Annotated in this window: 12 protein-coding genes and 1 tRNA gene; 3 read left to right on the top strand and 10 right to left on the bottom strand. The window is 62.3% G+C overall.

Annotation, left to right across the window (positions count from 1 at the left end; genetic code table 11):
- Window positions 1-130 precede the first annotated feature (130 nt).
- The 3 genes from recC to recD are packed head-to-tail and all read left to right on the top strand — an operon-like array spanning window position 131 to window position 9,146.
- Window positions 131-3,643 (top strand): exodeoxyribonuclease V subunit gamma, encoded by a 3,513-nt coding sequence (gene recC / locus HDE78_RS17515; protein WP_179481866.1) that lies wholly within the window; start codon window positions 131-133, stop codon window positions 3,641-3,643.
- Window positions 3,640-7,299, top strand: a complete 3,660-nt coding sequence (locus HDE78_RS17510) for a UvrD-helicase domain-containing protein (protein WP_255457883.1) — start codon at window positions 3,640-3,642, stop codon at window positions 7,297-7,299. Before recC ends, HDE78_RS17510 begins: the two co-directional genes overlap by 4 nt.
- Window positions 7,296-9,146 (top strand): exodeoxyribonuclease V subunit alpha, encoded by a 1,851-nt coding sequence (gene recD / locus HDE78_RS17505; protein WP_179481864.1) that lies wholly within the window; start codon window positions 7,296-7,298, stop codon window positions 9,144-9,146. Before HDE78_RS17510 ends, recD begins: the two co-directional genes overlap by 4 nt.
- Window positions 9,147-9,189: 43 nt before the next feature.
- Here recD and HDE78_RS17500 read toward each other — a convergent pair whose 3' ends face one another.
- The 10 genes from HDE78_RS17500 to ileS form a co-directional block, all read right to left on the bottom strand.
- On the bottom strand, window positions 9,190-9,783 hold the full coding sequence (locus HDE78_RS17500; RefSeq protein WP_304624692.1) for a type IV pilin protein: 594 nt from the start codon (window positions 9,781-9,783) through the stop codon (window positions 9,190-9,192).
- 4 nt (window positions 9,784-9,787) lie between these two features.
- Entirely contained in the window at window positions 9,788-13,108 is a 3,321-nt protein-coding gene (locus HDE78_RS17495) for a PilC/PilY family type IV pilus protein (protein WP_179481862.1), read from the bottom strand.
- A gap of 174 nt (window positions 13,109-13,282) precedes the next feature.
- A complete protein-coding gene (locus HDE78_RS17490) occupies window positions 13,283-13,966 on the bottom strand; it encodes a PilX N-terminal domain-containing pilus assembly protein (RefSeq protein ID WP_218862498.1) in 684 nt (227 codons plus the stop codon).
- Window position 13,967: 1 nt separating this feature from the next.
- Complete coding sequence (locus HDE78_RS17485) at window positions 13,968-15,026, bottom strand: prepilin-type N-terminal cleavage/methylation domain-containing protein (protein ID WP_179481860.1); 1,059 nt, start codon at window positions 15,024-15,026, stop codon at window positions 13,968-13,970.
- On the bottom strand, window positions 15,023-15,595 hold the full coding sequence (gene pilV / locus HDE78_RS17480; protein ID WP_255457882.1) for a type IV pilus modification protein PilV: 573 nt from the start codon (window positions 15,593-15,595) through the stop codon (window positions 15,023-15,025). The genes HDE78_RS17485 and pilV overlap by 4 nt, the downstream gene beginning before the upstream one ends.
- 4 nt (window positions 15,596-15,599) lie before the next feature.
- Window positions 15,600-16,292 (bottom strand): GspH/FimT family pseudopilin, encoded by a 693-nt coding sequence (locus HDE78_RS17475; protein ID WP_255457881.1) that lies wholly within the window; start codon window positions 16,290-16,292, stop codon window positions 15,600-15,602.
- A 163-nt stretch (window positions 16,293-16,455) separates the two neighbouring features.
- Window positions 16,456-16,531 (bottom strand) — tRNA-Thr (locus tag HDE78_RS17470).
- A gap of 144 nt (window positions 16,532-16,675) precedes the next feature.
- On the bottom strand, window positions 16,676-17,638 hold the full coding sequence (ispH, locus tag HDE78_RS17465; protein WP_179481858.1) for a 4-hydroxy-3-methylbut-2-enyl diphosphate reductase: 963 nt from the start codon (window positions 17,636-17,638) through the stop codon (window positions 16,676-16,678).
- Window positions 17,639-17,752: 114 nt separating this feature from the next.
- Window positions 17,753-18,253: a signal peptidase II gene (gene lspA / locus HDE78_RS17460; RefSeq protein WP_179481856.1), complete on the bottom strand. Its 501-nt coding sequence runs from the start codon at window positions 18,251-18,253 to the stop codon at window positions 17,753-17,755.
- Window positions 18,254-18,314: 61 nt separating this feature from the next.
- The gene (gene ileS / locus HDE78_RS17455; RefSeq protein WP_179481854.1) at window positions 18,315-21,170 is read right to left on the bottom strand and encodes an isoleucine--tRNA ligase; all 2,856 of its coding nucleotides are present in this window, start codon (window positions 21,168-21,170) and stop codon (window positions 18,315-18,317) included.
- Window positions 21,171-21,261: the final 91 nt, after the last annotated feature.

Below are 21,261 nucleotides of genomic sequence, written 5' to 3'. Positions count from 1 at the left end.
GCGGCCTCGTGAATACGGCTCCGGCCTAGGCCCCGGGCGCTGCCTGCGTCGCAGCGCGTGGATACGCGGGAAGCGACCGACACTTGCCCGCATATCACCGATTGAGACCGAGATACCTTAGTCTTCCCGGATGAATTCGAACGCTGGCGGCTTGATCGTGCACCGCGGCAGCCGCACCGAGCGGCTGGCCGATACTCTGGCAGAACTGCTCGAAGCCGAGCGACCGCCCCATCCGCTGACCGCGCAAACCGTGGTGGTGGCGCATCCGGGCCTGAAGCGCTGGCTGCTGGGCCGCATTGCGCATCGACCCAGCCCCCATGGCGGTCACGGCATCGCGGCGAATATCGAGATGATTCTGCCGTGGCAGTGGTTCGAGCGCGTGGCCCGCCGCACGCTCGGCGACGAGGCGCTGATCGGCGGCGCGTACCGTAGCGACGTGCTGCGCTGGCGTTTGCTGATGGCGCTGCCGACGCTGGGCTCCGCCGAAGTCAGCGCGTACTTGGCCGGAGACGACGCCGCGCGCCGCGGCTTTCAACTTGCCGAATACCTGGCCGGCCTGTACACCCAATATCTGACGTATCGGCCCGATTGGATTCTCGACTGGGAGCAGCACCCCGCCAAGCACGCACGCGACTGGCAGGCGGCGCTGTGGCGGCAGGTGCAGCAGACCATCAACCGGCCGCATCGCGCCAAACGCAGCGGCGCATTGCTCGATGCACTGCAGACAGACGGCCACCGCGACAGTACGCCGCTGCACGTATTCGGCATCAGCCACCTGCCGCCCGACGTACTCGCCGCGCTGCAAGCCTGCGCGCTGCACCGGCCGGTGCATTTGTATTTCCCCGACCCGTGCCGCGAGCACTGGGTTTATCTCCGCCGCCAGCGCTTTCTGCTGGAGCGCCAGAACGATCCGGATGCGCTGTATTTCGAGGTCGGCCATCCGCTGCTGGTGGCGCTCGGCCGCATCGCCCAGGATTTCTGCCTGACCCTGGACGACTGCGACGCCATCGACGAACGCGACGCGCTGGACGAGGCCGAACCGCTGCCCGGCGAAACCTCGCTGCTGGCGCAGCTGCAGTCCAGCATCCGCTGCCTGCAGCCGGAGCTGGTGGGCGAATCCATTCGCGAGGCGATAGACGGCGGCGAAAGCGCCGAAGACGTGCTGCCAGCCCTGCGCAACGACGCCAGCCTGCGCGTGCATGCCTGCCACACGCGACTGCGCGAACTGGAGGTGCTGAAGAACGCCTTGCTGCGGGCCCTGGCCGACGAACCGAGCCTGCAGCATCGCGACATCGTGGTGATGGCGCCGGACATCGGCGCTTACGCGCCCTATCTCGCCGCCGTGTTTGGCGAACAGGCGCAGTACCGCAGCGATCCCAGGCATATCCCCTGGCATCTGGCCGACGTCGGGCTGGCGCGGGCGCATCCGTTGATGAGCGCCTTTACGCAGGCATTCGACCTGGCCGAAAGCCGCTTCACGGTCAGCGAGGTGATGGACTTTCTCGACGTGCCCGCCGTGGCCCGCCGCTTTGGCATCGACCGCGGCAGCCGCGACGCGTTGGAGCGCTGGCTGCAGCGCGCGCACGTAGCCTGGGGGCTGGATGCCGAGATGAAGGAGGACGTGGGCGCTGCGGCCACCGACGCCAACTCCTGGCAGTTCGGGCTAGACCGCCTGTATGCCGGACTGATCGTAGGGCGCGATTCGGACGTTTCGACCGACACAGTCGATAGCCGTCCAGACGGCCAAATATCGGGCGACATTCTGCTCGACGACATTCTGCCGCTGGACGGCGTTGCCGGCGGCGCGGTCGAAGCGATCGGCCAGCTCGATCGTCTGCTCGGCGAACTGCGCGCCATGCGCCAGGCCTTCGGCTCGACGCGCTCGCTGGCCGCATGGAGCCAGTGGCTGCTGGAACGCATCGACGCACTGTTTCTCGCCGACATGCGCGATGAAGCGGAAAACAGCGCGCTCGACACGCTGCGACGCGTGGCCGCCAGCCTCGGCAGCCAGGCCAGCGAAACCGGTCTCGGCACGCCGCTGCCGTGGAGCGTGGTACGCGAAGCGGTCGGCGGCGCGCTCGACGCCGTGCCCGAGCGCCAGGCCTTTCTGCTCGGCGGCGTGACCTTCTGCGGACTCGTGCCGCAGCGCTCGATTCCCTTCCGCGTGGTTTGCCTGCTCGGCATGAACGAGGGCGAATTCCCGCGCCCCAGCAAGGATGCCGGCCTCAACAAGATCATTCAGCAGCCGCGCCGCGGCGATCGCGATACGCGCAGCGAGGATCGCTACCTGTTTCTCGAAGCGACGATGTCGGCCCGCGACATGCTGCACATCAGCTACATCGGCGAAGGCGTGCGCGACGGCAAACCGCGCAACCCCGCCGCACCGCTGGCCGAGTTGCTGCAGTTTCTGGATGAGCAGCACGGTGTCGCCGACGACGAGGACGTGGACCGGCCGTGGTGCATCCACCATCCACTGCAGCCGTTCGACGCACGCTACTACGAACGCGATGCACAGGGACGACCGTTGCACGATCCGCGATTGTTTTCCTACGACGAGGCCTATCTCGCCACGCCTTCGGCAGCGAGTATTCCGCGCTTTCTCCCGATGTCCGACTTCATAGCGAATCCGGATGACCGAGAACGCGCCAGCAGCGCCGACGTCATCCGTCACGACGTTTCGCTGGCTTCCCTGAAGCGCTACTGGCGCGACCCGGTGAAAAACGCCCTGCTGCGCGGGCACGGCATCAGCCTGCAGGCGCTGGAAAGCGCCAGCTGGCACGATCGCGAACCGCTCGAAACCGGGCTTGTCCGGATTGAGCGCATCGAACATCGGCTGCTATTCGATGCGCTGGCCGGAGGCGCTACCGAACTGCCCGCCGAGCCGCCGGCTTGGTTATCGCGTTCGGGCCTGTTGGCCAGCGGCGCGATTGGCGCCGAGGCTTATCGGCGGCAGCGCGCATCGCTGCAGCCCATGCTGCAGCACGCGCGAGACAAATTCGCAGACGGCATGGCCAGGCCTGCGACGCAGGCGATCGATCTGGATCTCGGCGACGGCGTGCGCCTGGCCGGCACGATCGACCGCGTGTTTCACGCGACGAACGGTGGGCTGCTGCTGTTCGACGCCAAGCCCGTCGGCAGCGTCGGATTGCGCGAGGCGCTGGCAATGTATATCGACTGGGCCGCGCTGCGGCTGAGCTCGAACGAGCCGCTGCAAGCCGCTCTATTGGCGAGCACACCCAGCGGCAAGATCGTCGATTCCCCCCTGCTCGATCCGATCGTCGCCAACGACACGGACGCACTGCGCGTGGGGCTTCGACGCTTGATCGATCTCGCGCACGCGGCCGACCGTCGGCCCCTGCTGTTCTTTCCCAAGACGGCCCTTGCCTATGCCCTCAGCGCACCCGACGAACGAATCTATAGAACCGCCGCCGTGTGGGAGGGCAACGACTTTTCCGGCATGGGCGAGCGCGACTATGCGCCCGGCTACGCGGCCCTGATCAGCCGCGGCGTGGATCTTTTCGACGAAAAAGGTGCGGCTTATCAAGCCTTCGTCGCGGCGACGAAGGCGGTGTGCGACGTCCTCGATCCATCGCACAGGCTGCTGTTCAAATCTGTCGACATCGTCAGCGGAGCCGAGGCATGAACCACGCTGAAAAAGTACAGGTCGAGGTGATGCCCGCGCTCGAATGGCAGCGCATGCCGCTGCACGGGCGCATTCTGATCGAAGCCAGCGCGGGCACCGGCAAGACCTGGAATATCGGCGTGATCTATCTGCGCCTGCTGCTGGAGCGTGATCTGCGGGTGGAGCAGATTCTGGTCACCACGTTTACCGACGCGGCCGCGCAGGAGCTGCGCGAACGGCTGCGCCGCCGCCTCATCGAGGCCGAGCGTTGGCTGTTGGGCACAGTATCGGACAACGTCGAGTCGATCGATGAAAACTCGCTGGAAAGCTATCTCGCGTCGCTGTGCACGGACGACGACAGCCGACGCCGCGCGCTGCGCAAGATCCAACTGGCTCGCGCCGACCTGGATCGCGCGCCGATCTCGACCATCCACGCGCTGTGCCAGCGCATCCAGCGCGACTATCCGCTGGAAAGCGGCGCAGCGTTCGCCAGCGACAAGCTGTTCGACGAGCAGCAGCTGCTGCGCGAATGCGTCGAGGATTTCTGGCGCCGCCGCTATCTGGTCGACGATATCGACCCGCGCGAGGCATCCCTGCTACTGAAGGACGGCCCGGAAAAACTGCTGTGGGATCTCGCCGTCGTCGCCAACAGCCCGGACGCGCGCATCGAATCCGGCGGCCTGCATGATCTGCAGGAGCGGATCGCTGCGCTGCGCACGGAAGCAACCATCGCCGAGCTGCTGCGACTGGCCGGCGACAAAAAGCTTTACGGCTCACGTAAAACAGCACTGGCCAAGCGACTCGAACGCCTTGCCTTCGCACTGCGCGACGAAACCGGCGTCGTGCTGGAAGAGGCACTGAAAAAAGAACTCGACGACAAGTTCGATCCGGAGAACGTGCTGGAGCAGGAGGCCTCCGACACCAGCGGCACACTCAACGCCCATCCACTGATCCGCCAGCTGCAGACCCTGCGCACGCTGATGCCCCTACTCACGATCTTCACCCGCGGCGCCGTGTTGGCGGACGCCGCGCTGGCCTGCCGCGATGAACTGCCGCGTCGCGCGCAGCAGCGGCACGTGCTGACCTTCTCGATGCTGATCGATGCGTTCTACCGGCGCCTGTGCGCCGAGCCGGCGGACCATAGCCTTGCCGACCGCCTGTTCGAAGCCTTTCCCGTCGCCTTGATCGACGAATTTCAGGATACGGATCAACGCCAGTTCGCGATCTTCGACCGCATCTATCGCGAACGCGGCACGCTGGTGATGATTGGCGATCCCAAGCAGGCGATCTACAGTTTTCGCGGTGGCGATATTGCTGCCTATCTGCGCGCCAGCACACGGGCGAACCATCGCTTTTCGCTGGCGACCAACTATCGCTCCAGCCGCGCCCTGGTCGAGGCGATGAACTCGCTGTACGGCCACACCGACGGCGGTTTCGATCATCGGGAGATTCACTATCAACCGGTGTCCGCCGCCGGCAGGACCGACGAAAAACCGTATACGGTGAACGGCGCTCCGATCGCGCGACCGCTGACGATCCACGACTTCCGCGGCGAAGCCGTCGACAGCAGAGGTCAGCCGCTGAGCAGCGTCACCGCACTCGAACCGCTGGCGCTGGACGACTGCGCCAATCGCATCGTCGAGCTTCTCAACGATCCGCTGCAGCAGATCGACGGCAGACGCGTGACGCCGGGCGATATCGCCGTACTGCTGTCGACCAACACACAGATCGTGGCGCTGCGCGCGCGGCTGGTCGCACGCGGCGTACCCTGCGTAGGTAGCGGTCGAGGCAATATTTTTGCGGGCGACGTCGCGCGCGATCTCGAGCTGATCCTCTATGCCGTACTGCACGCCGACGACGATACGGCGGTGCGCGGCGCACTGGCAACCCGTTTGCTGGGCGCCACGCTGGAACAGTTCAACACATGGCAGATCGAGGCGCAGGCGTTTGAAGGCGAGCTCGAGCGCTTCGAATCCTGGCGCGCGCTCGTGCGCGCCCGCGGCGTGCTGGCGCTGATCGAGGCGTTGCTGGCCGAACGCGGCACCGCGCTGCTGGCCTTGCCCGAGGGCGAGCGCGTCGTCACCGACCTGCGTCATCTGGGCGAACTGCTGGCGGCGGAAGAAAGCGCATTGCAGGGCCTGGACGGCCTCTACGCATGGTTGGCGGAGATGCGCCAGGAAGGCAGCGACGGCGATGCCGAGGCTGCCGACGAGCGCCAGCTGCGCATCGAAAGCGATGCCCGGCGCGTGCAGCTGCTGACCATCCACGCCAGCAAAGGGCTGGAGTTTCCCATCGTCTTCCTGCCGCTGATCTGGCGCGTCGGCGATCGCAGCGGCGCACGCGCGCCGGGCGTCCTGCGCTATCACGATGACGCGGGTGCGCGCTGCATCGATCTGGGTTCGCCCGACTTCATCGATCGCCTGAGCCTGCATTTTCGCGAGGATCTGCAGGAGCGCCTGCGCCTGCTCTACGTGGCGCTGACCCGCGCCATCCACGCCGTGCACGTGTATTGGGTCGATCGCGGTCGATGGCCAAGTCCGGATCCGTTGGCGTGGCAGGTCGCTGCCATCGACCCGCTGATGGCGCAGGCCCGGCATCGACTCGGACTCGACGAAGGCGAGGCGTCGCTGCAGGCGATGGCCGACAGGCTTTCCGGCATCGCGCTGATGCCTCCGTTCAACGACGTACCCCGGCACTATCAAAAGCCCGTCGAATCGAATGCCACGCGCGCCACGCAGGCACCGCTGCCGCGCCTGCGTGCCTTCCAGTGGCTGCACAGCTTCAGCGGCCTGACCCGCTACGCGGCGGCGGCCATCAGCATCGACGGCAGCGGCGCGGCCGACGAAGCCGGTGCGGACGTCATCGATGCGGAAGCACCCTCGCTGATCGAGATCATTGACGACGCACGCCTGCTGGCGCTGTATCCGCTGCGCGGGCCGCGCTTCGGCGATGCCGTGCATCAGGTGCTGGAGCTGGCGCGACAAGGCCCGGTGTGGCCGGAACAGCGTGCGTTACTGAATACTCAGCTCACCGCGCAGGCGATCAAGGTCGATACCCTGTCCTCCGATGAGGCATTGGAGCGCGTCGGCCGCATGGTCGATCGCGTGCGCCAGAGCGATCTCGGCGATGGGCTGCGGCTCGGCGATATCGCGGCAGACCAGCGCATCGTCGAATTCGAGTTCCAGTTTCCGGTGCGACGTGTGGCGGTCGTAAAGCTGAGACAGCTTTGCATCGCGCACGGCCAGCCCGATGTCGTACCGGCCAGCCTCGATGCCACCACGCTCAACGGCATGCTCACCGGCTTCGCCGATTTGATCGTGCAGTGGGACGGCCGCTTCCACGTACTCGATTACAAAACCAACTGGCTGGGCGCACGCCTGCACGATTACACCGGTGCCTCGCTGGATGCCGCCATGGCCGAACACCATTACCCGCTGCAGGCCTTGCTCTACACGGTCGCCCTGCACCGCTATCTCCGGCAGCGCATGGATGGCTACACGGCCGAACGGCATCTGGGCGACAGCTGGTATCTGTTTGTGCGCGCCATCGGCCTGGATCCTGCCGAAAAGCCCGGTCTCGGCGTGTGGCGTCACCGTTGGCCGCCGACGTTGATCGAGGCATTGGACGATGCCTTTGCCGGCACCAAGTCCGCCGACGAACAAGGGATTGCCGCATGAACGCTTACGCGACGGATACCGGTGCAACGGAAGAGCGCGTTATCGACCAGACCTTGGCGCAGTGGGTGCTGGCTCGCACGGGTTCCGCCTTGCTGGCGAGCGCGGTGCGCGCTGCGAGCACCGCCGAAGGTCAGGGTCACTCGTGCGCGTGGCTGGTCGACCCCGTGACCGATGTCGGGTTCGATGCCGATGCGCTGAGCGCACTGCGCGATCAGCCATGGGTCGGCGACGGCCAGCGATTTACGCCGTTCGTCCTCGATGCGCAAAACCGCTTCTATCTCTGGCGCAACTGGCAGCACGAATCTAAGCTGGCTGCGGCGATTCGGCAACGATGCTACGACCGCACCCTGCCGATCCCCGCCGAAACCTTGGCGACCGATGTGACCACGCTATTTGCCGGCGCTGCGTCAGGCACTGACGACTGGCAGCGCGCCGCCGTAGCCGCCGTGGTCGGAACGCGCTTCTTCGTGCTCACCGGCGGACCGGGCACGGGCAAGACGACGACGGTAATGCACATGCTGCTGATGCTGCTTCGCCATGCCAATGCAGCCGGGCTGCCCGCCCATCCATCGATCGCGCTGGCCGCGCCAACAGGCAAGGCTGCGCAGCGCCTGGCGCAGGCGGTCGCCAAGAGCAAAGCGGATCTGCAGACGGCGTGGCACCCTGCCGAACACCACGCGTTCCGCGAACTTCTGCAAGCCATTGCGCAAGCCGACGCGCGCACCCTGCACCGCCTGCTCGGCTATCGGCCGATGGACAATAGCTTCAGCCGCGATCGCCAGCATCCGCTCGCCGAAGATATCGTCGTGGTCGACGAAGCGTCGATGGTGGATCTGGCCATGATGCGCCAGCTGCTGGAGGCGCTGCGTCCCGAGGCCGTGCTTATCCTGCTCGGTGATCCGAATCAGCTCGCCTCGGTCGATGCCGGTTCGGTGCTGGCCGATATCGTCGCCAGCGCGCCGATCAACCGGTTTCCGTCGGCCATGCATCGCCTGCTTGGGCCGCTGCTAACCACGGCACCGGAAACCACGGGCAGCGACGCAGCGCTTGCCGGGCATGTCGTGACGCTTACCCATACGTGGCGCGCCGGCAGTGGGCTGCAGCGCGGCGTCGAGTCACTGCGCACGGCGCCCGACCCGGCATGGCTGGACAACCTGCTGACACAGCGCAGCGACGGCGATCTGCATCTGCGTCGCTGCGATAGTATCGACACCTTGCGCGCAAGCGTGGATGCGTGGATCGCGCGCCATGCCGATATGTTGCAAATGCTACTCGGCGAAAATGCCACGCCAGAAACGGCGCTGCAAGGCCTGCATCAACTGCAAATCCTCTGCGCACTGCGCGACGGCGCATTCGGCGCGCAAGGCATCAATGCCCTGATGACGCGTCGACTCGGCGCACGCTTCGATCTCGACGTGACCCACGCCTGGTATCACGGCCGCCCCGTCATAATTACCCGCAACGATTACGCGCGAGGCCTGTTCAACGGCGATGTGGGCATCGCACTCGCCGGTGCGGACGGACTGCGCGTGTGGTTCGAACTCAGCGACCGCGACGGCAATAGCGGCCTGCGCAGCTTCTCGCCCCGCGCCCTGCCCGCCCACGACAGCGCCTGGGCCATCACCATCCACCGCAGCCAGGGCTCCGAATACCGCAGCGTCGCCGTCGTACTCCCACCGGACGACACCAACCGTATCCTCACCCGCGAACTCGTCTACACCGCCATCTCCCGCGCGCGCAGCCACGCTGAAATCTGGGCCACCGATGCGACGCTGATTGCATCACTAGCGCGTCCTGTGCGCCGGTTCGGCGGTTTACCGGAGAAGCTCGCACAACGGCTCTCTTAGCGGCTCTCTTAGCGCGAGCGATATCACTTTTGAAATGCGTCGATCAGTTGGCCCAGCACTGCGAAACGCCGCCCGTTCCAGAGGCATTGCGATTGCCCGCCTGATTCAGCGACAAGGTCCCACACTTGGCATCGCGAGTGGCCTGCACGCTGATTGGCGCGGCCTGCACCGAGTATGCTGAAGAGGTTGCCGAAGCCAATGTATAAGAATAATAAGAGCCAGTTTGCTGCGTTGACGCGCAATCAAAATTAAGAGTGCTGCCTGCCGTCAAAAATGGATTCGCGGCCCCCGTACCATCTGTTCTGTAATTAAGGCCTGACGTATAAAACCGCTCCATGTAATTGGCGTACTGCGACAGGCAACCCTCGGCTGCCACGCGGCGCGATTTTGTGATGTAGGAGACGTAGGACGGGTAGGCAATCGCCGAAAGAATCGCCACGATCGCCACCACAATCATCAGCTCCACCAGCGTGAAGCCGGCGGCACCGGCGATTGGCGGTGCTTTGCTGTCTGAAAACATTTTCATCGGATGTATCGCTCCATCGTTTTGCCGCTGACACAAATTCGTGCCGGTTGCATATTCGAGCCGCTTCCGGCGTTCCAAACTCCCCGACAAAAGCGACAGGGAGCTGCCCATTTCATCAATACCTGATTTCCTTCCAGGACACGCGTGACGATGCACCATCGCGCGGATAGTACCTGCTCACCGCAGCAGTACCGTTGACAGTCTGGCTCACCAGATAACTCTGCCCGTTATACGAGATCGATGACGGACTACCCACACCGTTGAGCTGGATACCACCCACTGTCGAACCATTGACCGTACCCGTGCTGCCATTGGAACCCGGGAAGAAGCTCTGCACAATGCCGCCGCCGGAAGCCGGGTCGAAGGCCATGGTCCAGCCGCTCTGCAAGCCGGCGTTGCAAGTGGAAGCTGAAACTGTCGGCGGGATGGCGGTGTTGACCACCACCGCCCCACCGATGATCGTCGGGCTGTAGATGATCTGCTCGTTGGTGGTCGGCAAATCGAACAGCCAGCCGTATTGGTTGTTGTTGGACGTGCAGGCGCTGCTGCCCTGCCAGCAAACCACCGTACCCACATTCAGATATCGATAGCCCAGCACCTGGCTGTTAGTACCCGAGCCGGTGGACGTCGAGGCGAGCGTCTGCTGCAGAAGCGCCGATCGACTGACGGTCTGCGGGCCTGCCAAACTCACGTATTGCGCGTTGGCAATGGCAGCCGCGTTCCAGGCAGTCATGTCCCAGTCCCAGATACCGTAGAACGTCTGGCTGCCGGTGGCATACACGTCGCCGCTGGTGCTGTTGAACGGCGTTTTCTGGCCCGTACCAAACATCACCATGACGCGATTACCCCCGCCTACCGTCACCGACGCAACAACGGGCGCGGTAGTGATCGGCTGCAGCAGCGGCGTGCTTGCGCCGCTCTTGGCCACATAAAGCGGCGTTATCGCGGTATTGCCGAATTTGGAGTACGCCCAGTTGCTGGCAGTTTTCGACGTCACGTCAAGGCGCCACAGATTTCCCTGCTGATCGCCCGCGTAGAGGTAATCCGTAATCTGGTCGCCGTCGAGATCTGCCGTGGCAACGTAGGCGATGCCATTGGCGCTTGACGCCGAACCAACGCCAGTGCTGTAAAACGTAAACGTGACGGCCCCGCTCGTCGAATCGACCAAACCGATGTAAATACCGGCCGCTTTTCCGCTTCCCAATCCATTGCCGAAGATGATTGCCCAGTTGCCGTTGTGCAGGCGGGTAATGACCGGAGTACCGACGGTCTGTCCCAGATTGGACAAACCGGCCGTGGCGCTGGTCCAGTCACCCATGACAACTTTGGACGCAGTGGCCTCGGTGAACTGGGTGGGGTCGGTAATATCAAGCGCATAAATTTCCGAGCCGCCGGTCCCCACGCCGCCGACCAGCCAGGTATGCCATTTGCTTCCGTAGAAAAGATCACCGGCTACCGGCGTGGCGTCTACGTAGTAATTGTGAACGTAGTTGGGGCTCGTGAGGTTGACTAGATTGGTGCTGTTGGTCGAATTAGCGAGCAGGCCGGCCGGCATGAATCCGAGGAGTTCGGAGCCATTGTTGGTCGACGCAGTGTAGGTGTTCGAGATCGCAGGGCCTGCAGCGAACGCGTGCAGAAAGCCGTCATTGCTTCCCGTGTAGACAATGTTCTGCCGCCCGCTGTTGGCAGTGACGAAGGCGCTGTACGTCTGGGCGCCGGAAGCATTTTCAGGCCTCACTGCGGAGCTTCCGACTAGGCTGTCCGTGAAAGCATCCGGATAATTATTAGCTGCCGGTGCGGCGACGAAGGTAGGGCTTGAATCGATGATATCTCCAAGTACCTGGGTTCTTGCTCGCAGCGAACCGGGTACAGGACTGTAAAGCTGTTCTGTCGAGCGATCGCCACGCAGCCAGCTGACGCGAGTGGACCCTGCGCCGTCGGTGCCGTTCAAGTTCGTCGCTTGAGTAGTAGTAAGGTTGCCCCATTGAAAGGCGACGCCGGTAGAGCCGTTCCAGGTCACGAGGTTGCGCGAAGACTGCGCGGTGACGGTCTTCGTATTGCCCGAAGAATCTGGCCCCAACGAAGGACAGGCACCGCCGGTGATATCGCAATTGGCGTCCCAGTTGGCTGTCGAGGATACGCTCAGCGAACCGTCGGATGCAGCCAATACTGAATTGGAGGTCACTGAGCCCCACCAGTTGTCTGAGGTGTACGTCGCCAGATAAACCGCAGCCCCCGCGTTGTACTGCCCGGACTGCACCGTATTGGCGCCAGCACTTGTATTGGATTGAAGCGGTGATGCCTGGAAGCAGGTTATTTCGTGAATATTCCAACTGCCGCCGGTGCCTGACGAAAAGCCGAATCGCAAAGAGGCAGGTAAAGGACCATTGGTGCTTGTGATGGAGTTGTTGACCAGCACCGGCTGGAAAACGCCGTTGTTATAGCTATAGGCAAAGTTCAGTAAGCCGCCCGCCGAAATTTGCAGCTTGTACGTGATGGGGGTTGCCTGGGCCCGTGTCGTCGCCGACTCGTTGGCGATCTTTGTGTTGTTCGGGAGCACGGCGTAGCCGCCGGCAATGGCGTTGTAGTTATATGGAATGTTGGCATACGTATTGGTGGTAGTCGTTACTTGGTTCCTTCCAAAGCCCGTGGTGGTTGTAATCGTTCCTGAAACATATTGCCCTGAGCTACATGCCGCCTTGGTTTTTGTGATATCTACGTTTCCGGAATAATAAGTGGGGTTTTGGGCCTTCAACCAAGTCCAAGTCAAATTACCCGCGCCGCGCAAGCCAATTCTCTCTGGCTGATATTGGTCCTGCCCATTTGTATACGTATTGGTGCCGTTGGTAGTAATACCCGAATAATTAGTATTCTCAATACCTGTGTTAGTGTTATCTGCGTTATTTAGGAAATTGCCGTACTCGTCAATGCCAAGACCTAAGTAAGCATTAGCCAAGCCCTCATATTGGCTATTGGTATTAGAGCAGCTATAGCCAAGACTACCGCCGAGGCCACCTGCGACGGTGGGTACCGCCTGCGTTCCGTCCGTGAGAAAGAAAGTGATGCCGTCAGCACCGTTACCTGCTGTGCCTCCCGAGTTGCCACCGTAGGTATAGGTGGTAAACGTTACCTGCAGGCCTTGGGTTAGAGGAAAAGGAGCGAAATTCGACAGGATCGCGCCAGCTTGGTTGCCTGCCGCTGGCGTCAGCCGAAGCGCACCCGACCCATTCGCATCAAACGCGGGTGAACAGGCGGGAATGACGCCGGCCGTTCCACTAGCCCCGGTACCCGCCGTGAGGCAAGCGTAGTTAAGCGCATTCCAGGACAGCGTGCTGGCGTTGCCGGAGAAATTGTCGGTATACGTCACGGCACTGGCGGAGCCGGCAAAGAGCATGGCCGCCGCTATCGCCATCAATCTCAGATATTTGAATGACATGAAGCTTCCCCATGACTGTTGGATGCGACCAACCGGCGTCCGATCACGTGAATAAAGCGGTGCTCATCACGTACCAGAGATAATGTGCCTTGAATAAAACAAGGTGTTTGAACTTCAACCTGTGCGACGTTTGACCGGAAAAACGGCCAGCGGTAAAACCTGCGCCGACAGCGCCTAATGATTGACCTTGAAAATGGACTGCAGTGTCACCGACGCCCGATCCTGCACGGTTGCCGGACCACTGAGCGCGGTCAGTCGATAAAAATAGGCAGACGTCTGCGGATTAGCGCCATAACCCGTTACTCCGGAAAGCTGTTTCACCTTTGGCGCTGGAATGGTGAAAATTCCCAGATACTCGATGATGTATTGCGGCGCGCCGGCGGCCGCCGTGCCGGGGTTGAAATAGGCGCTGGGCACTTGCTGTATAAAGCCTGCCACTGTCGTGCTGGTATCGGTAAACGGGTTGGCAAGGCATTTATTCACCGGGACAGCAGTGGACGAGCAGTCGCGAATCGTGCTGCCGACGCCTGGTGGCGTGGTTGACTGCACAACGGCCTCCGCCTCGCGAAGCCCGGCCTCGGCAGCCTGGAAAGCGAGCTGCCTGTCGTAAAAGTTGGAGGTCATTTTTTGTTGCATGATGGTGCCGCGCACTGCCGCAAGACCCACCAGGGTAATGACGATAAGCAGAATCAAGGCCACGACCAAAGCCACGCCGCTTTGTTTGGAGCGGTGTATGTAAGGACGTCGTTCGGCCGCATTCTTCCGGCAAGACGAGGCGCCATTCGCATCGGCCAACAGCGCAAAAGCAGCGACAGGCCGTGGAGCGACGGAACCGTTTGAGTGGATCGGTGGGGTCATGTCAGTTCACCCGGTTGCGCAAGGTGCTTGTGGCAGTGAACGTTCGCGAAATAGCCGTCTGCGTCGTGCTGGCGCGCTGGTTTGTACTTTGGACCGTCAGCGTTACCTGCACGGAGTCCACCGCGGCCCAGTTGTTAATTGACGATGCGGTACCGAAGGTTAAATTTGGCGCCTGATGATATCGGAACGTCATGGCCGTCACATTGGGCACCATTTCCTGGGGCGTCATGGTTGGCGTCCCCCCGTTGTTCTCCAGATCAGCGCGATAAAGCGACGTACCTACCGTGGAGTTGGGGCTGTTGCCGATAAACCAGTTGGCGGCGGACAATTTTGCAACCGGCGAATTCGCAGCATAGGTGTAGCTGGTGCCGGCCGCGGTGCATACCGTGGGAAAGGCCAGCCCTGCGGAGCAGTTGCCCGGCGTTATTCCACCCGTGGCGGTTTTGAAAGAGAGCGGATTACCCGCGGGGGCGTTGCTAATCTGGGTAATTACCGCGTGGTTAGGATCGCAAACGATAATCACGTCACCCTGAGCAAGCGTCAGTGCGGAGGCCGGCTCGTTCAAGGTGAATGTTGACGTTGAAGGGGTATGTGTCGCCACGCTGACACTGGTGTCCGACGCGCCCAATAGCTCAATGGACTCAGTGTTAGGCGTCTGGGTTACCGTCGTTAAGGCGGGGCCTGGATCGCCCGAGCTATACCCGTGAATGACGTTGTTCCAATTGGCCCACCACACCGTGCCGCCATTGTTTGGGCTGTTATTCAGAACATTGGCGACGCTGCCCGAATTGCTGTAGCAACCGGTAAGCCCCGCTTCGCGGATATCGCGCGACATCAGGTCGAAAGCTATACGTGCCCCATCCTGCACATCGCCCAATGCCTGGTTGGTGCGATAGGTCTGCTGAGTCGCCAGAAAAACGCTGACCACGCCGCCGATGACGATGGCTCCGAGCAGCAGGGCAATCATCATCTCGATCAGGGTAAACCCGAAAACTGGCAAACACCGGTGATTGGGCTTGCGCCCACGCAAGCCATGCTGGTTTGAAGAACGCGCTGTCATAGATACGCCACCGTGCTGACCGTCTGCGCTTGCGCGCCACCCGAGCCGGATCGACTGTCGTCGAATACGATGCTCACAGAGCACTTACCGAAGCTGTCGCAATTGACTGCATAGGTGGTGCCGGTCGATACACCCAGACTGGCGCCCAACTGGGTGCACCACTGATTGGTCTGCACGCTAATCAGCGTACTTCCCGCTGCGGGACAACTACTGGTACTGACCGGGCCGTTGGTAGTTGTGTTGTACAGCCCCGCTTTCGCGTTCACGCTGTCAGCCCGCATGGCGTCCAGAATCGAATAGCTCGAGATGGTCGCCATGCTTCGCGCCATGGCGCTATTGCTCGTAGACAACGAAACCGCCTGCAGCGCAGCCACGCCCAGAAAGGCGATGGACAGCACAAGCACGGCGACCAAAACCTCGATCAAACCGACGCCGGATTGCCGCGCCATCAAGCTAATTGGGCAACGAGAGCGTAGTGCGATATGCAGCAACAGCTGCGCATGATCGGGAGCGCGAACGACCGTACTGTTTGAATACCGGCAAATGGAATTTTTGATCAGGCTGCTCATAAGCTTAGGGACAAGTTCCTGATGCGGTCGAAGTCTGCAAGATCGAACCGGCAGTCATTTTTATCGTGACGTGGTTATTGGTGCTCATGGAGGCGGTGCAGATATCGGCCACTGTGTTGGCGAAAAGCGTGCTGGTGCCTGGAATCTGAGCCAGTCCAGACCCCTTGAAGCGCAGCGCGTTAGCGCCAGCGCTGCTCAGCTGGATTGATCCCGTCAGACCACTTAACGGAGCCAGCACGGTGGCCGTGGTCGCTGGCGACGTTCCATTAAGCAGAAGCAAGACGGCGCCCGTTTGCGTTCCGCACGCGGTACCAAGCGTGTCCGTCGTGTTGATCACGGTCGTGCTTCCACAAAATTGGGTCGCAGCATTGCGCTTCACTGCTTCCATGCGAGCGGAATTGATTGCGCCAACCATGTCGTTGGCAGTCGTAGTGAGCCTGTTAGAGAGGATCAACCTGTTGAAGCTTGGTATGGCGATGGCCACAAGAATGACCATTACCGTCAAGGTAACCATCAGCTCTGTCAGGGTAAATCCACGAACGAATCGCCGCGTCGTGGCATTGGCAACCTCAATTCGCCGTTGTTCCGGCAAAACAGACGGTTTTTGACCCAAAGAATCGCCGTCGACAACCCGCTGATCCCGCGCACAGATCATACGGGATGAAACCGATTCGCTTTCGCCCCATGTGGTTTGCATATTTTCCCCTCTTGCCTAGGGAAGGTAATCGATCGCGAGATTTAGGCAAGGTCGCAGCTGACTAGCGGTAGAAAACGCCCGACAAGCGGCAGGTTGAGCGGTGGAAACCGGCAATATGTGCAAAAAAAACCGCGTCAACGGACGCGGATTTTAAATACTGAGATGGTGCCGGAAATAGGAATCGAACCTACGACCTACGCATTACGAATGCGCCGCTCTACCAACTGAGCTATTCCGGCGAGCAGCCGCAAATTCTACGGTGTGGGGTCCGATGGCGCAAGCCAGTCGGGTGATTGAATACGCGCTGGGCTGGGCAATTGGTGTGGGGTTTGCTGGCGAAAGCAGCATTCCAACAACACTCGAACCTTCGCAAGCCCTTCAGATCAAAGGCTGCCCAGCGCGCTCCCGCCAACCACGCGGAGTTCCTTGGGCAGGGCAAAGGTGATGTTTTCCGGCTCGCCGTCCAGTTCGCGAACATCGCCGACGCCCCAGGACTGCAGGCGGGCAATCACGTCGCGGACCAGTTTGTCCGGTGCCGAGGCACCGGCAGTGAGGCCGATGTGTTGCACGCCGTCGAGCCAGCTGCGGTCGATGTTTTCGGCGCCGTCGATCAGGAAGGATCGAACGCCCTGCTTTTCGGCCAGTTCGCGCAAGCGGTTGGAGTTGGAGCTGTTGACCGAACCGACCACCAGCATCAGGTCGACGGCGTCGGCAAGGCGACGCACGGCGTCCTGGCGGTTCTGCGTGGCGTAGCAGATGTCGTCCTTTCGTGGCCCTTCGATGTCGGGGAATTTTTCACGCAGGCCGGCGATGATGGCCTTGGTATCGTCGACCGACAGCGTGGTCTGCGTGACGTAAGACAGCTGATGCGGGAATTTCGGCGCCAGACTGGCGACATTTTCGATCGACTCGACCAGCAGAATCTCGCCCACGTTGGCCGGATTCCACTGCCCCATCGTACCTTCGACCTCCGGGTGACCGGCATGGCCGACCAGCACCACGCTGCGACCGATGCGACCCAGGCGCGCAACCTCCATATGCACCTTGGTCACCAGTGGGCAGGTAGCGTCGAAGACTTTCAGTCCGCGTTGATCGGCCTCTTCGCGCACCGCCTGCGAGACGCCGTGGGCGCTGAAAATCACCGTCGCGCCATCGGGTACTTCGTGCAGCTCTTCGACGAAAACCGCGCCGTCCTTGCGCAGCTTTTCCACCACGTAGCGGTTGTGCACGACTTCGTGGCGCACGTAGATGGGCGCACCCCAGGATTCCAGCGCGCGTTCGACAATGGCGATGGCGCGATCGACGCCGGCACAGAATCCGCGGGGATTGGCGAGCAGAATGTCCAAGGAGGGCCTCGCAGGCGTTGCATCGTGGGGCAGCGAACCATCTCGCCGCTATCGACCAAAATCCCTGCGGCACGCCGATCAACCGGCCGCTGCAGGAATCGAATCAGCGCTGAATTATCGCACGCCGCCTGCCGGCTTGCCGGCAAACAGCCCGAACGCCACCAGCATCACCGCACCCACCGTGATGCCGCAGTCGGCGATATTGAACACCGGGTAGCTCCACTGGCGGAAATACACCTGAATGAAGTCGGTCACCTGCGCGGCGTGCAGGCGGTCGATCAGGTTGCCCAACGCGCCGCCGACGATCAGGCCCAGCGGCGCCGCCGTGCGCCAGTCGCGGCGCGGCGTGCGTGCCATCCACACGATAAGCACCGCGCTGATGATCAGCGCCAGCAGTACGAAAAACCAGCGCTGCCAGCCTGCCCCGTCCGCCAGAAAGCTGAAAGCTGCACCAGTATTGAAGGCCAGCGTCCAGTTCAGAAACCCTGGTATCGCCGGATGCGGCAGCCCCATCGGCTGCAGCGCACTCACGGCCCACAGCTTGCTCAGCTGGTCGAGCGCGATGACGGCCACCGACAAAAGCAGCCAGACGAGTGCGTTGGGTTTCTTGCTCAAGGATGTGATCTCGGTTGACCTGGACAGGACATTGAACGCCATGGATGAGTAGGACGGATCGTCAGAACCAGCGGCGGTTTTCGCCCGGGCCTTCGATATTGCCGATACAGCGGCCGCACAGTTCCGGATGCTCGGCATGACTGCCCACGTCATCACGGCGATGCCAGCAGCGGACGCACTTCTCGGCCGGGCTGACCTCGGCGGAAATCCAGACGTCGGCACCCTCCAACTCCACCTTCACCGCATCCGCCGGATGCGACTCGAGCGAGGCCAGCGTCAATTCCGACGTGATGAAGAAGAAGCGCAGCTCGGCCGACGCTTCGGTAAGGCGCGCGCGCAGGGCGTCATCGGCATAGATAGTCAGCTTCGCCTCCAGCGCGGCGCCGATCCGGTCGGCCTTGCGCATGCCTTCGAGCACGCGCGACGCGCTATCGCGAAGCGTCATCAGGTCGGCCCAGTAGCGACGCTGTTCCGGCGCATTCTGCGTGGCAGAAAGACCCTCGTACCAGGTTTCGAACAGCACGCTGTCGCTGCGCTTGCCCGGCAGCTGTTGCCATATTTCCTCGGCGGTAAAGCTGAGCACCGGCGCCAGCCAGCGCACCAGCGCCTCGGCAATGCGGTACATGGCGCTTTGCGCGCTGCGTCGGCCCACGCTGTCGGTCGGCATGGTGTAGAGCCGATCCTTGGTGATGTCCAGATAGAGCGCACCGAGCTCGTTGGTGCAGTAGTTCTGCACGCGTTGCACGATCTCGGGAAAGTCGTAACGCTCGTACGCGGCGACTACGCCCTGCTGCACATCGCAAGCCTGCTGCACGGCCCACTGATCTAGCAGCAGGCTGTCTTCCACCGGCAGCAGATGCTTCTCCGGATCGAAGCCGTCGAGGTTGCCGAGCAGGAAGCGCGCGGTATTGCGGATACGGCGATAGGTATCGGCAACGCGCTTGAGGATTTCCTCCGACAGCGACATCTCGTTGCGGTAGTCGGTGGACGAGACCCACAGGCGCAGAATATCGGCGCCCATGCGATTCATGATGTCCTGCGGCTCGATGCCGTTGCCCAGCGATTTGGACATCTTGCGGCCGTTCGCATCCACGCTGAAGCCGTGCGTGAGCAGCTGCTTGTACGGCGGCTGGCCGTCGAGCATCGACGCGGTGAGCAGCGAGGAATGGAACCAGCCGCGATGCTGGTCCGAGCCTTCCAGATACAGATCGGCCGGAAACTTCAGCAGGTCGGCGTGCGACCCGCGCAGTACGTGCCAGTGCGTGGTGCCCGAATCGAACCACACGTCCAGCGTGTCGCGATTCTTCTCGTACTGATCAGCTTCGTCGCCCAGCAATTCGCGCGGATCGAGGCTTTGCCACACCTCGATGCCACCCTCGGCGACGCGATCGGCCACCTGATCGAGCAGTTCGGCGCTGCGCGGATGCAGCGCGCCGGTTTCCTTGTGCAGGAAAAACGCCATAGGCACGCCCCACTGGCGCTGGCGCGACAGCGTCCAGTCCGGGCGTTCGGCAATCATTTTCTGCAGGCGCTGCTTGCCCCAGGCCGGGAAAAACTGGGTTTGCTCGATGCCGGCCAGTGCGGTTTCGCGCAGGGTCTTGCCGCCGTCGTTCGGCACGATGTCCATGCCGGCAAACCACTGCGAGGTGGCACGGTAGATGATCGGCGTCTTGTGTCGCCAGCAGTGCATGTAGCTGTGCGTGTACTTGTGCTGATGCAGCAGCGAGCCGGCCTGCTCCAGCACTTCGACGATCTGCGGATTGGCCTTCCACAAAAACTGCCCGCCGAACAGCGGCAGCGACGAGGCGTAAACACCGTTGCCCATCACCGGGCTGATGATGTCGTCGTCCGCCATGCCGTGGGCCTTGCAGGAAATGAAATCCTCCACGCCGTAAGCCGGCGCCGAATGCACCACACCGGTGCCCGTATCGAGCGTCACGTAATCGGCGAAGTACACCGGCGCGGTGCGCGAGTAGCCCGGGTCCACCGCATACAGCGGATGGCGGAAACGCAGATCCGCCAGCGCCTGCCCCGGCACCGACGCAATGATTTGGCCGTCCAGACCATAGGTCTTCAGGCACTCCTCCACACGTTCGGTGGCGAGGATCAGCAGGCCGCGCGCGGTATCGACCAAGCTGTAGCTGAATTCCGGATGCAGGTTCAGCGCCTGATTGGACGGAATGGTCCACGGCGTCGTGGTCCAGATCACGATCTGGCCGGTGGGCTTGGGCAGCGCATCGAGCCCGAACGCCTTGGCCACGGCGGACGGATCGTCGAACGCGAAACCCACGTCGATCGCGATGTCGGTCTTGTCCTCGTATTCTACCTCGGCCTCGGCCAGCGCCGAGCCGCAGTCGAAGCACCAGTTGACCGGCTTCAGGCCGCGATAGATGTAGCCCTTGCGCAGCATCTGCGCGAGCGCGCGGATTTCGCCGGCCTCGTTGCCGTGATCCATGGTCAGGTAGGGGCGATCCCACTCGCCCAACACGCCCAGACGCTTGAAGTCGGCCTTCTGCTTGTCGATCTGCGCGGTGGCGTAGGCCCGCGCCTTGACCTGCACTTCGGCCGGCGGCAGACCCTTGCCGAACTGCTTCTCGATCTGGATTTCGATCGGCATGCCGTGGCAATCCCAACCCGGCACATACGGCGCATGAAAGCCGGCCAGCAGCTTGGACTTGACGACGATGTCCTTGAGAATCTTGTTGATCGCGTGACCGAGATGGATCACGCCGTTGGCGTACGGCGGGCCATCGTGCAGCACGAACATCGGGCGACCGGCGGTGACCTTTTGAATCTGCGCATAGCGATCCACCTTCTCCCACTCGGCCAGCCAGCCGGGCTCGCGCTTGGGCAGATCGCCGCGCATCGGGAAATCCGTCTGCGGCAGGTTGATGGTGCTTTTGTAGTCGTGGGTCATTGCTTCGCAGTCGTCAGGGTCGCGGTGGGTGCCGCTCGCGGCCAGTTAGGTATGGTGGGTGTGCAACGTCGCCCCATCGGAGAAGACGCGT

The sequence above is a fragment of the Rhodanobacter sp. K2T2 genome (assembly GCF_013408815.1).
In the GTDB taxonomy this organism is placed as follows: Bacteria; Pseudomonadota; Gammaproteobacteria; order Xanthomonadales; family Rhodanobacteraceae; genus Rhodanobacter.
Note: the sequence above shows the minus strand (reverse complement) of the source record. Positions and strands in the feature narration are given on the sequence as shown.

Coding starts and splice junctions, on each gene's coding strand:
- HDE78_RS17500 (WP_304624692.1), bottom strand. CDS start 9,783: ATGGGCAGCTCCCTGTCGCTTTTGTCGGGGAGTTTGGAACGCCGGAAG.
- HDE78_RS17510 (WP_255457883.1), top strand. CDS start 3,640: ATGAACCACGCTGAAAAAGTACAGGTCGAGGTGATGCCCGCGCTCGAA.
- HDE78_RS17485 (WP_179481860.1), bottom strand. CDS start 15,026: ATGACAGCGCGTTCTTCAAACCAGCATGGCTTGCGTGGGCGCAAGCCC.
- ileS (WP_179481854.1), bottom strand. CDS start 21,170: ATGACCCACGACTACAAAAGCACCATCAACCTGCCGCAGACGGATTTC.
- recD (WP_179481864.1), top strand. CDS start 7,296: ATGAACGCTTACGCGACGGATACCGGTGCAACGGAAGAGCGCGTTATC.
- HDE78_RS17490 (WP_218862498.1), bottom strand. CDS start 13,966: ATGACCCCACCGATCCACTCAAACGGTTCCGTCGCTCCACGGCCTGTC.
- pilV (WP_255457882.1), bottom strand. CDS start 15,595: ATGAGCAGCCTGATCAAAAATTCCATTTGCCGGTATTCAAACAGTACG.
- HDE78_RS17475 (WP_255457881.1), bottom strand. CDS start 16,292: ATGCAAACCACATGGGGCGAAAGCGAATCGGTTTCATCCCGTATGATC.
- HDE78_RS17495 (WP_179481862.1), bottom strand. CDS start 13,108: ATGTCATTCAAATATCTGAGATTGATGGCGATAGCGGCGGCCATGCTC.
- recC (WP_179481866.1), top strand. CDS start 131: ATGAATTCGAACGCTGGCGGCTTGATCGTGCACCGCGGCAGCCGCACC.